The sequence below is a fragment of the Acinetobacter sp. Marseille-Q1623 genome (assembly GCF_902809895.1).
Classification (GTDB): Bacteria; Pseudomonadota; Gammaproteobacteria; order Pseudomonadales; family Moraxellaceae; genus Acinetobacter; species Acinetobacter piscicola_A.
In genome coordinates, this window is record NZ_CADDWG010000001.1 from 2,019,758 (window position 1) to 2,032,543 (window position 12,786).

The 12,786-nt window shown below is 36.9% G+C and carries 11 protein-coding genes; 6 read left to right on the plus strand and 5 right to left on the minus strand.

The annotated features are described in order from the left end of the window. Position 1 precedes the first annotated feature (1 nt). Positions 2–274: a cell division topological specificity factor MinE gene (minE, locus tag HUV91_RS09600; protein WP_004648029.1), complete on the plus strand. Its 273-nt coding sequence runs from the start codon at positions 2–4 to the stop codon at positions 272–274. Between the two features lie 266 nt (positions 275–540). After that, entirely contained in the window at positions 541–828 is a 288-nt protein-coding gene (locus HUV91_RS09605; protein WP_174493247.1) for a PA4642 family protein, read from the plus strand. A 103-nt stretch (positions 829–931) separates the two neighbouring features. On the opposite strand, the gene rhtC is transcribed toward HUV91_RS09605, so the two are convergent. Both rhtC and HUV91_RS09615 read right to left on the minus strand, forming a co-directional pair. Then, a complete protein-coding gene (gene rhtC / locus HUV91_RS09610) occupies positions 932–1,555 on the minus strand; it encodes a threonine export protein RhtC (protein WP_174493248.1) in 624 nt (207 codons plus the stop codon). A 141-nt stretch (positions 1,556–1,696) separates the two neighbouring features. After that, positions 1,697–4,771 carry a DNA translocase FtsK gene (locus HUV91_RS09615; RefSeq protein WP_174493249.1) on the minus strand — a complete coding sequence of 1,025 codons (3,075 nt, stop codon included), beginning with the start codon at positions 4,769–4,771 and terminating at the stop codon, positions 1,697–1,699. 272 nt (positions 4,772–5,043) lie between these two features. Between HUV91_RS09615 and trxB the strand changes: the two genes are divergently transcribed. The 4 genes from trxB to HUV91_RS09635 all read left to right on the plus strand — a co-directional run bounded on the left by trxB (position 5,044) and on the right by HUV91_RS09635 (position 9,767). Further along, positions 5,044–6,000, plus strand: a complete 957-nt coding sequence (gene trxB, locus HUV91_RS09620; RefSeq protein ID WP_130074041.1) for a thioredoxin-disulfide reductase — start codon at positions 5,044–5,046, stop codon at positions 5,998–6,000. A gap of 574 nt (positions 6,001–6,574) precedes the next feature. Further along, positions 6,575–8,122, plus strand: a complete 1,548-nt coding sequence (locus HUV91_RS09625; RefSeq protein WP_130074042.1) for a class I SAM-dependent methyltransferase — start codon at positions 6,575–6,577, stop codon at positions 8,120–8,122. Positions 8,123–8,187: 65 nt separating this feature from the next. Beyond that, entirely contained in the window at positions 8,188–8,913 is a 726-nt protein-coding gene (gene aat, locus HUV91_RS09630; protein ID WP_218946383.1) for a leucyl/phenylalanyl-tRNA--protein transferase, read from the plus strand. 38 nt (positions 8,914–8,951) lie between these two features. Further along, positions 8,952–9,767: an arginyltransferase gene (locus HUV91_RS09635; protein ID WP_174493250.1), complete on the plus strand. Its 816-nt coding sequence runs from the start codon at positions 8,952–8,954 to the stop codon at positions 9,765–9,767. Between the two features lie 12 nt (positions 9,768–9,779). Here the strand turns inward: HUV91_RS09635 and rimI are convergent, their stop codons facing one another. The 3 genes from rimI to tuf all read right to left on the minus strand — a co-directional run bounded on the left by rimI (position 9,780) and on the right by tuf (position 12,750). Further along, positions 9,780–10,241, minus strand: coding sequence for a ribosomal protein S18-alanine N-acetyltransferase (gene rimI, locus HUV91_RS09640; RefSeq protein WP_130074044.1), 462 nt, complete (start codon positions 10,239–10,241; stop codon positions 9,780–9,782). Between the two features lie 116 nt (positions 10,242–10,357). Next, on the minus strand, positions 10,358–11,239 hold the full coding sequence (locus HUV91_RS09645; protein ID WP_174493251.1) for a metal-dependent hydrolase: 882 nt from the start codon (positions 11,237–11,239) through the stop codon (positions 10,358–10,360). Between the two features lie 320 nt (positions 11,240–11,559). Beyond that, complete coding sequence (gene tuf, locus HUV91_RS09650; protein WP_174493252.1) at positions 11,560–12,750, minus strand: elongation factor Tu; 1,191 nt, start codon at positions 12,748–12,750, stop codon at positions 11,560–11,562. Positions 12,751–12,786: the final 36 nt, after the last annotated feature.

Below are 12,786 nucleotides of genomic sequence, written 5' to 3' on the forward strand. Positions count from 1 at the left end.
AATGGCGGGATTTTGGAGTAAATTATTTAGTAATGATGACAAGCCTTCAAGTGCGCAAACTGCTAAAGATCGTTTGAAAGTCATTGTTGCCTCTGAACAAGGTTTAGGCAAACGTTTGAGTCAAGATAAAATTGATCAAATGAAAAAAGAAATCATGCAAGTTGTGAATCGCTATGTTCGTGGCGTAGATGAACAACATATTCAAATGTCTGTACGTTCAGAAGCAAACATTGAAATGCTAGAAATGAATATCAATTTACCTGAAGAACGTTAATTTCATTATTGATTAGTCAAGTGAATTGATTCAGGGCAAAATATGAGACAAGCTGTATAGAAATTTGATTCTATTCAGTTGACTTACAGCAGCGCTGCAAGTCATTAGGTGAGCTAAAGCAATGCTTGACTCATCTAATCTCATATTTTGCCCTTTTTTATTAGACATAATTCAGAAAACCTTTGCAGTATTCCTTATAAACAGTTTTTCAAAAGCTTTTTATAATACTGAAGAATGTCAATTTTTTATTTTGAGGAGATGCTGTTATGGCACTTTCACAGCCAGCAACGTTCAATGAGGAATGGTCGGACGAGCGTGTTTTTGCCTATTTAGATCAGTTACCTCCTGAAGGTGTCAATGCTGACTTTCATGTGCTTTATCATGCTTTTAAACACATGCGTCCTTTTGACTATGAACGCCTGTTGAATAAATTTATTGCCGATGGTCGTGACATCAATGCAACCAATCCTGAAGGTCAACGTATCCATGACGTGATCAAACAATATCCTCGTCAAAAAGATGGCTTTTTAGAAGTTTTAGCAAAATTTGCATAATCACGAATAAGATTAAAAAAACCTGCACAATTGTAGGTTTTTTTTATGGCTAGAATCAACTTTTAAACCATTTCACTCAAAATTTATAATTATTTATTAATAATTACTTATTAATAATTAAATAAGATCCAAATGCAGTAAATAATCCACCAGCGATACCATCAATCCATTTTGCTGCACGTTGATAAGCAGTTTTAAAACGGGGTAATGAAAAAATAAATGCCACAAAGACAAACCACATCAATGTTTCCACGCCAACAATCAATAGCAAAACAGCATGCATTTGATCTAATTGAGGATTTGCAAGAAACATAGAAAAAACACTACCAAAGTAAATCACAGCCTTCGGATTAGATAAGTTCGTCAACAAACCTTTCATAAAAAATTTAAAATGGCTTTTAGGCAATTCAACTTCAACGATTGGACTATTTATTTTTTGCTTAGAAAATGCAGATTTTAACAACTGAAAACCTAACCAACATAAATAAATACCGCCCAATACCAACATGACCTGTTTAAACCAAACAAATTTTTCAAAAATATAATTTAAGCCTATTAAAGCAAAAAATGCCCACAGCACTACCGCAACTGTAATTCCCAATACCACACACATTGCTTGAGTACGAGAACGACTAATCGCAGTTTGAGAAACAATAAAAAAATCTGGACCTGGTGTCACTAAAGCACAAAAATGAATAAAAACTAAGGTACTTAATGCCAATAACATGAGAGATCCCCTATTGGGTGAAAGAACATCTTGAATTTAAAATGATTTATTTCAAATTAAAAATCTCGCTGAATTAGCCACTAAGTGTGCTACAAAATTGCAATGAGCCGAAACTCATTGCAAATCTCAAGTTAAACTAAATCAAACCAAAATTTCTCGTTTGCCATTTGGTCCCATTGCACTCACAATGCCCTGTTCTTCCATCTGGTCAACAATACGTGCAGCACGGTTATAACCCAAACTAAATTTACGTTGTAAAGATGAAACAGATACTTTACGTGTTTCTAGCACAAAAGAGACGCACTGATCATATAAAGCATCACGATTTGGATCACCATCGCCATCTTCAAAGCCTTTTGATGTTGGCTCTTCATCATATGGCGTTAAAATCTCATCGACATAATTTGGCTCGCCACGTTCACGCCAAGCATCACAAATTCGGTTGACTTCATCATCTGAAATAAATGCACCATGTACACGTTCAGGTTCAATTTTACCTGGTCCTAAGAACAACATGTCACCATGACCAAGTAAATCCTCTGCGCCGCCTGCATCTAAAATAGTACGTGAATCAATTTTACTATTGACACGCAGAGCCACACGCGTCGGTATATTCGCTTTAATTAAACCGGTAATCACATCGACCGATGGACGCTGTGTTGCAAGAAGTAAATGAATTCCTGCTGCACGTGACTTTTGAGCCAAACGCGTGATCATTTCTTCTGCTTTTTTTCCCACTTGCATGATCATGTCTGCAAATTCATCAGCCACAATCACAATCGAAGGTAATGGCTGTAAGCGCGGTGCACGTTCTTGTGTCGCTGAATCTGATGGCTTCCATGTCGGGTCGATTAAGTCTTCACCATTGGCGATTGCTTCTTCAACCTTACGATTATAGTCTGCCAATTTACGGATTTTTAAGAATGACATTAATTTATAACGGCGTTCCATCTCATTCACACACCAATTCAGCGCACTTACAGCATCTTTCATGTCCGTTACAACAGGCGTTAAAAGATGAGGAATATCATTATAGTTAGCAAGTTCGAGCTGTTTTGGATCAATGAGGATCAAACGCAACTGGTCAGGTGTATATTTCAATAACATGGATAAAATCATCGAGTTGACTGCAACCGATTTACCTGAGCCTGTTGTTCCTGCAACTAACATGTGTGGGGCTTTACCCAAGTCAGTAATGACAGGATTGCCTGAAATATCCTTGCCCATCGCCATCGAAAGTAATCCCGAAGGATCTTTAAATGTCGGAGTTTCTAATAGTTCAATTAAACGTACCATTTCACGGGAACTGTTCGGCACTTCAATACCAATATAAGGCTTACCTGGAATCACCTCGACCACACGTACCGAAGCCATTGACATAGAACGTGCTAGATCACGTGAAATATTGGTCACTTTAGACGCTTTTACCCCTGGTGCAAGGTCTAATTCAAAACGTGTGACTACAGGTCCTGGTTGTGCTTCAATCACTTTGGCTTTAACATTAAATTCTTGTAATTTAATTTCCAATAACTCAGACAAGCGTGCCAATTGATCAGCCGTGAAGTTTACTTTTTTATTAGGATCGACCTTATCTAATAATTCATAACCAGGTAATGTTGGCAAATCACGTCTTTTTTGTGCAACTTGCATTGAACGAGACATTGGTCGACCTAAGGCATCCGTCAATGGTGCATCTAGATCAAATTCTTCATCTAAAACATCATCTTCAACAGGTTTACCTGCTGTTTCTTGCCAAGCCGCTCTAAATGCATCTTTATCAGAAGAAATACGTGACTTTTCTTCTTCAGACACCACTGAAGTCATTAAATTCGTTTGAATTTCGGCTTTTACCAAAGGTGAAGATTGTGCATAGCTGCTTGCTTTACGCACTTCAGGCTGAACATCAGTGACTTGTTCAATAGATGCATCAGCCAAATGTGCTAAATCATCTAACTCTGCAGCTAAACGGTCAGCATCATGACTTGAGTGAGGCTGTTGTACTTGCGCCAAACTTGGGAGATCAAGATCTAAAGAATGCCCTGTTGAATGTGCTTCAGCTGTTTGACTAAATGGACGGTGTACATCTGTTGCAGTATTGTCTTTAGGTACAACCGCCAATAAATCATCAAAAACTTGGTCATCATCCCAATCTAAATCTTGCACATCATGTGTAGAGTGTTTGAGGACTGTCGTATTCTGCTCCGTATGGACTATGTTGTTATTCAACAAATCTGACGACGAATGAACATGATCTTTATGATCTTCTGAAGCACGTAATAAGGCATCAATATCACGGTTATGATCTTGATTTTGTTCCAAAGGCTTCCAAATTTCACCCGTAGGGACAAAACGTTTACTGTCTTCTTGTAAACGGCGCGCTTTTGCTAAAGTTTGTTCTAATTCATCGTCATCATTTTTATGTTCAGACAATACTTTTTGTTGGATGTTGTGCTCTTGATCCACCATATCATCAAACAAACGCGCAGCGACTTGTTCATGTTTTGTTGCTGTCGCTGTTTGGGCTACACTCATTTGTGCCACAACTTCAGTATGTTCTTTCTGCTGTTCTCTCTCTATTGCTTTTTTGGTTTTGACAACAGGTTTAGGTTCAGCAGTCAAATCATAAGCAGACTCACTTTCGGGTACATTTTTATAAAATAAATCTTGTAAATATGCTGGTGTTGCCTTAAGCGTTGCCCATGTTTTATTCCACTGAATACCAAAGGCTAAAGTACAGAGTACGCCAAGTAAAATGAATAAAAATGCACAAGCACCATAAATGGTTAACAACTGAGAAAGGCTTTCCCCCAACTCATACCCAATAATTCCACCTGACGCATTTGCCAAGGTATCTGCAGGGACATTCCACAATAAATACAATAAACTTGATGTGGTTAGTAAAATAAAAAATTGTGCTGCGTAGCGAAAAGGTTTACTCAAAAAACTTCTCGGCCACCAGACTTGAATCGCTTCAACAAAAAGATAAAATGGAATGAGTAAACTCGCCCACCCTAAAAATCCAAAGAGTAAATCTGCAATCCACGCACCCGCCACGCCACTGGCATTAGACACTTGTTGCGTGTCACTCGAGATATGCATCCAGCCTGGATCAAATGGGGTATATGTCACTGTCGCTAAGAACAGGTAAATCCCAAATGAAATCAAGAATAATGTTAATAAAAAGCGCTGTGCATAAACACTCGACACCGCAGTCATATACTGTCCTGTAACCAATTATTCATTAATGTACTTTTGATGAAACGAATTACTTTCTTCATGCAAGAAATCTTTATATTATGCACCTGTTCTTACAAAAAAGATGCAAGATTGTTGCAGTATGTTGTTAAGTTATTTGTATATATTCGGTATATGGTTCAATTCGATTTAGCTCATCAGTTTTATCGACATTGAACAACCCCAATCACATTCAACTTTCACGTATAATTTTAGCAGATTCTATATTTTCTGATATAAAAAGGATGGCATAAATGAGCGCTCGTCACTCACGTTTAATTATTTTAGGTTCTGGCCCTGCGGGTTATAGCGCTGCTGTTTATGCTGCACGTGCCAATTTAAAACCAACTTTAATTGCTGGTATGCAACTTGGCGGTCAATTAACCACCACAACTGAAGTAGATAACTGGCCAGGTGACCCAGAAGGTTTAACAGGCCCTGCTTTAATGGAGCGAATGCAAGCACATGCTGAACGCTTTGGCACTGAAATTTTATATGACCATATTAATGAAGTAGACCTTACTGTACGCCCATTTGTGCTCAAAGGTGATATGGAAGAATATACGTGTGATGCGTTAATTATCGCAACAGGTGCAACTGCACAGTACTTAGGTTTAGAATCTGAACAAGCGTTCATGGGGCAAGGTGTAAGTGCTTGTGCAACCTGTGATGGTTTCTTCTATAAGAACCAAAATGTCATGGTTGTAGGTGGTGGTAATACTGCTGTTGAAGAAGCACTATATTTATCAAATATCGCATCGCATGTTACTTTAGTACATCGCCGTGACAAACTACGTTCTGAGAAAATTTTGCAAGACCATCTTTTTGAAAAAGAAAAAGAAGGCAAAATCAGTATTATTTGGAATCATGCAGTTGAAGAAGTTCTTGGGGATGATGCTTCAGGCGTAACCTCAGTCCGTTTAAAATCAACACTCGATGATTCTCAGCAAGATGTTGCAGTAACAGGATTATTCGTTGCAATTGGTCACAAACCAAACACAGCAATGTTTGAGGGTCAACTTGAACTACGCAATGGCTATATCCAAGTACACAGTGGCACAGCTGGCAATGCAACTGCAACATCTGTGGCTGGTGTTTTTGCTGCAGGTGATGTTGCTGACGATGTGTATCGCCAAGCAATTACATCAGCAGGTTCAGGCTGTATGGCGGCACTAGATGCTGATCGCTATTTAGATAGTTTAGAAAAATAATTTTCTATCTTGAATGTAAAAAACCGTCAGCAATGGCGGTTTTTTTTATTGATATTTATCATTTTTAAATACAAAAAAATGCTATTTTTTAAAAGATATAGCTCTTTATGATCAAATAATTATATCTATTTATGACAACTTATATACACAGTCAAAACAGAAAAATTGTTTTCAACAACCTTCATTTAGCCACTAAAATATCTTTTAAAAATCAAAATGATACCCCTATTATATAAACAGAAAAATTGATCAGGATTTGCTTTTAAATACTACGTGATCTACAACATACTATATTCTTTAAAAGAATAAAAAGCTGCTATAAAAATTTCACTGTTATCCGAACTATTTAAAATACATGATATTAATCAATATTTTCCTTTTAATAGAATTCCAAATGATGTAATAAAAATATCTACACAAAAGTCATTTATTCACCAAAGAAGTGATGTAAGCTGTGCCTTGTTAGACATTTGCAATCTTTATTTTTTATGATTAAATTTTGAATCAAATGCCTATTCTTTAGAAGCTTTCTTACTCGAATTCACGTTAAAACCGATCTATTTAAGGATAAAAAATGAGCAACACATGGACTGATGGCTATCAAACAGAAGTGAATTATACGTATGGTTATTACAAAGATTTAAGCCCGAATTATCAAAAGTTCTGTTTATTGCTTAATGGTGTTGATAGTCCTAGTTCAAATGAACAACATTTTCATTGTGAATTAGGTTTTGGGCAAGGGGTCAGTCTAAACATTCATGCAGCTTCGAATTTAGGACAATTTATCGGTACTGACTTCAACCCTGCTCATGCTGGACATGCTTCAATGCTTGCAGAACATAGCCAGATCCCACATCAGTTTTATGACGCGAGTTTTGAAGAACTTCTCAACAAAGATTTACCGATGTTAGACTCTATCAGTCTACATGGAATTTGGAGTTGGATTAGTCATGAAAATCAACATATTATTTTAAAATTTATTCGTAAATACCTTAAACCAAATGGCATTGTGTATATCAGCTATAACTGCGTTACAGGCTGGGCAGCAAATATTCCGATTCGTGAATTATTCCATAGTCATTTTAAGTTTAATAGCATCAGCAATAATCCCATTCAAAAAGTCAAAGATTCACTCGCCTTTAGTGAAGCATTATTACAGCAAAACCCTAATTTTGCGAAACGTAATCCGAATGCGATAAGCAAAATCCAAGACTTACAAAAGCAAAATCCAAACTATTTAATTCATGAGTATTTAAACCAAGATTGGCAATGTTTTTCATTTCAACAAGTTGCACGCATTTTAGAAGAGGCAAAACTCACTTATGCATGCTCAACAGATTTAAACACTCAATTAAACAGTATTAACTTCTCAGAAGAGCACCAACAATTTTTAAATAAAATTGAACACCCTATTCTTAGAGAACAATGCCGCGACTATTTTGCCAATACACAATTTAGAAAAGATTTATTTATCCGTGGTAAAAATAATCTCAGCCCATTAGAAATACAAACTCGCTTAAGAAATACAGCTTTTGTTCTTTTAATAGCACCTGAGCACTTACCTAAAACCATCACAGGATATTTGGGTGAATTTAACTTAATCCAAGACATTTATGAACCGTTAGGCAAACTATTCAAACAAGAGAATTATGCTCCGCAAACCATTGCTGATATTGAAAAAAAATTACTAGACCAATCTTATGCAAAAATTTTAAATGCATTGGTTATTTTATGCCATTTAGGTTTCGCACAACCTTGTCAAGCAGAAGTCTCTCAAGAAACACTACAACACGCACATCAGTTAAATCGTTTTATTTTAGAACAAGCCAGTTTTCACAATAACTATCAAGTTTTAGCCTGCCCTATTTCTGGTATTGGCATTAATGCTGATCAATTCACGCAATTATTCTATCGTGCACATTTTATTGATGGCTTAAAAACAGCAAAACAGTTTGCTGAATATGCTCAACAAGTATTGAATGATTTAGGCTGGTTTATCATTGATAAAGGGGAAACGATTACAGACAAAGCAACAAGTCTGACACTCTTGCAAGAAAAAGCTCAACTCTTCCTTGAACAAGATAAAATTAAAATTGCTAAACAATTGAAACTTTTTGCATAACTTCTGCAATACATGACTAAAAAAGATCAGCTAATATAAAGCTGATCTTTTTTTATTTGATACATATGCTGAATCCTTCAAAATTTAAATTCCCTGATCCTTTAGAATATGACCCTGATGGCGAAGGATTAATTTGTATTGGTGCAGATCTCACTCCATCTACACTATTTGAAGCGTACACTCATGGACTATTTCCATGGTTTTCAGAAGGTGAACCAATTTGTTGGTGGAGCCCTGAACCCCGTTGCATCATCCGACCACAAGATTACCATCCAAGTAAATCTCTCGTGCGTAACATGAAAAAGTTTGATTATAGAATTACAATCAATCAAGCTTTTGAACAAGTCATTCGTTCTTGCTCCCTGCCTAGAAGCTATGCTGATGAAACATGGATTTCAGAAGATATTATTCAAGGTTACTGTGCACTATTTCAAGAAGGTTATGCCTATAGTGTCGAAGTTTGGGATCAAGATAAAGTCGTTGGTGGTTTATACGGTGTAACAATTGGTCATGGCTGTTTTGGTGAATCCATGTTTAGTACACAAACCGACGTCTCTAAAATGGCATTTTATACATTAATGCTGCTTGGTCATGAAAACCAACTGCCTTGGATTGACTGTCAATTGGTCAATGATCACTTACTCAGCCTCGGTGCCTGTACACTTTCTCGTCAAGACTACTTAAAATCGTTACAAGATGTAATTAAACACCCCTCTATAGATTGGAAAAGTTATCAAGAACGTGTATTTTCAAGTAAAACAATAGCGCAAACTGCAAAATTAATGGACTGAAAATAACTGGATAGGAACACTTGGAGGGACATATCGTTATGAACTCATATCAACCAAAGTCCCGCTTGAACGACTTACAATATTATATTACCCCACCACATGACTGTAGCTATTTAGCTGAAAAATCAGCACGTATGGTGTTTCTAGACCCTGCACATCGTATCGATGTCGTGACATTATCAGAGTTATCACGTATGGGCTTTCGCCGTAGCGGTGATTTTGTCTATCGACCTGAATGTCATCTCTGTCGCCAATGTTTGTCGTGCCGTGTGCCTGTCAACGAATTTAAAATGAACAGCTCACAGAGAAAAGCATGGAAGCGCAATCAAGACCTCACGATGAAAATCGTATCTACACAAGATGCAAATATCACACACTATAAACTGTATGAACGCTATATCAATGAACGCCATGCAGATGGAGATATGTTTCCACCAAGTTATGACCAATTTGAAAAATTTTTAATCCATAGTTGTAGTGACAGCTTTTTTTTAGAACTTTGGAAAGATAATCAACTGATTAGCGTATCTACGTGTGACACACTTGATGACGGAATATCTGCCGTATATACGTTTTTTGATCCTGATGAAAATCGTCGCTCATTAGGGGTTTTTGCGATATTAAAACAAATTGAATATGTAAAATCGCAACAAAAAGACTATGTATACTTAGGCTATTGGGTGCCACATTCACAGAAAATGAATTATAAGTCTCAATATGCACCCTTTGAATTACTACTTGATGGGCAATGGCGACACATCGGTCGCCATTTAGATCAAGAAGAAATTAACAAATTAGGGAATATGCTCATGACAACCTTACCTTCTGAATGGAATGAACCCATCATAAAATAAGTATTTGATATTTCAAACTTTAAATAACTGTGAAAAATCATCTGTAAAGCTTTTTACCATGATAATCGCATGTTCACGACCACCGTCTTTGTTCGGATAATAATGTTTACGCAGATCAATTTGATGAAAATCAGACTTTTCATATAAAGCAATTGCCGCATGATTAGATTCACGCACTTCTAAAAAGACCTGAATTGGATTGTTTTTTAATAATTGAATAGATTCAGCTAATAATTGATAACCCAAGCCTTGACCTTGTTGCGCTGGATGAATAGCCATTAGCAATAAATTTGCTTCATCTAATACAGGTTGTAAAATACAAAAACCAACCACCTTTCCTTGTATTTCAAGTACCGTACTCTGATAACTATCAATAGCTTCTTGAAATTGCTTTAAGGTCCAAGGATGCGACTGAACAAGATTTTCAATCTGAGCAACAGCATGTAAATCTGTGCTTTGCATTAAACGAATCATCTTCGTTCATCATCTTTTATTAACAAAAATCAAATTATAAGAATTTCTATGTAGAAGTCTAATAAAAAAGGAAGATTTATAAAAATCTTCCTTTATATGAATCTAATCTATCAACATTAAATCCCTAATTTTGTTTTCCATGTCTGTAATAGCTCAACCGTATCTAAATCATTTGGATGAAAACTTGGACGGAAATATGCCAACATTTCTTTAGTCATTCCTGCAATAATCCCTTTTGATGGACTATATGCATATTTATAAATGATGCCTAATTCTTTCAGATTGAGTTTGCCGTCATTTTTTAATAATCGAATGACAAATGAAGATTGTGCACTCAAAATTAATGCCATTGCGACCACCAAAGCAGTGCTACGTAAAGCATAAGCTTTTACACCTGTACCAAATACACCCTCATATACATCAAATGCAACTGCTTTATGTTCATTTTCTTCCACTGCATGCCAATACCACATATAAGACATGGTTGGATCGGTCATTAGTTCTTGAATATGCGGATTACGCAATAACTCTGAAGCAATTGTTGCAGTAAAATGCTCAAGTGCTGTAGTTGCAGTCAAATCTACCATTTCTTGCGTCATACCAAATGGCTTCACTGCACGAGCAAACCATTTACGTGTCGCTTGAATCAAACGACCTGTTTCACGTTCATACTTTGCTACGTCATGACCATATTTTTGTGCTGATGCATTAAAACCCACATGCTCTTGAGTATGCATTGCTTCTTGACCAATAAAAGCACTAATCTCTTTTTGCAAAGCCTCATTGTCTTTAATCGCAGGGTGATAACGTACTGCTCGTACTGAATCGATAAATAGCTTTTCACCATCAGGAAACAATGCTGATAATGCTGTCATAAAATGAGTAATACCTGCAGAATTATTTGCCCAATACTCTGGCACATGATCAAAATTAAAATTCATTCGACGTACTGGGAAAGAAGCACCTGCACGATTAGAAATATTGACTTTTGCATTCATTAAAACAACTCCTGTTAAGTGAATGACCACTTAAATCTTTTGTGATTTTTTTTCTTATTTTTATATTACGTTTTTATCGAATTGAAATAATTGCTGATCAGGTCAAACAAATATCACTTAGGGACATGAAGAACTATCATAAGAAATAAAGTGAACAGGAAAATCTTCAAGACAATGACTAAAATACAACTTTAATCAAATAGAATATAAAAAATGATCAATAAAATAAAAAGAACAACATCAAAAACTTAATATGATTTTAATTCTATTAATGACAAAAAAAGCGCCCCAAAGGAGCGCTTTTTTTACACAATCAGTGATTATGCAGTAACTTTAGAAACTACACCAGCACCCACTGTACGACCACCTTCACGGATCGCAAAACGTAGACCTGGGTCCATTGCGATTGGGTGGATCAATTCTACTGACATTTCTACGTTGTCACCAGGCATAACCATTTCAACGCCTTCTTTCAAAGAGATTGCGCCAGTTACGTCAGTTGTACGGAAGTAGAACTGTGGACGGTAACCGTTAAGGAATGGAGTGTGGCGACCACCTTCGTCTTTAGAAAGTACGTATACTTCTGCGTCGAATTTAGTGTGTGGTTTGATTGAACCTGGTTTAGCCAATACTTGACCACGTTGAACGTCTTCACGTTTAGTACCACGTAGAAGAATACCACAGTTCTCACCTGCACGACCTTCGTCAAGCAATTTACGGAACATTTCTACGCCAGTTACAGTTGTTTTAACTGTATCTTTAATACCAACGATTTCAACTTCTTCGCCGACTTTAACGATACCAGACTCAACACGACCTGTTACTACTGTACCACGACCAGAAATTGAGAATACGTCTTCGATTGGCATTAAGAATGCTTTATCGATAGCACGTTCTGGTTCTGGAATGTAAGTGTCAAGCGCTTCAACAAGTGCAAGTACAGCTGGAACACCGTATTGACCATCTTCACCATTAAGTGCAGCTAAAGCTGAACCACGGATTACTGGAGTGTCATCACCTGGGAAGTCGTAAGTAGAAAGAAGTTCACGAACTTCCATTTCAACTAATTCGATTAACTCTTCATCATCAACGATGTCACATTTGTTTAAGAAAACAAGAATGTAAGGTACACCTACTTGACGAGAAAGAAGGATGTGTTCACGAGTTTGTGGCATAGGACCATCAGTCGCTGAACATACAAGGATCGCGCCGTCCATTTGAGCAGCACCTGTGATCATGTTTTTAACATAATCGGCGTGTCCTGGGCAGTCTACGTGCGCGTAGTGACGGATTGGAGAATCGTATTCTACGTGAGAAGTATTAATTGTAATACCACGTGCTTTTTCTTCTGGTGCAGAGTCAATTGCAGCGTAGTCTTTCGCTTCGCCACCAAAAGTTTTTGCACATACAGTTGCAATTGCAGCTGTTAAAGTTGTTTTACCATGGTCAACGTGACCGATTGTGCCCACGTTTACGTGTGGCTTATTACGTTCAAACTTAGCCTTAGCCATGAGTTCTTCCTTTTTAAACTACTCATGTAGGGTCAC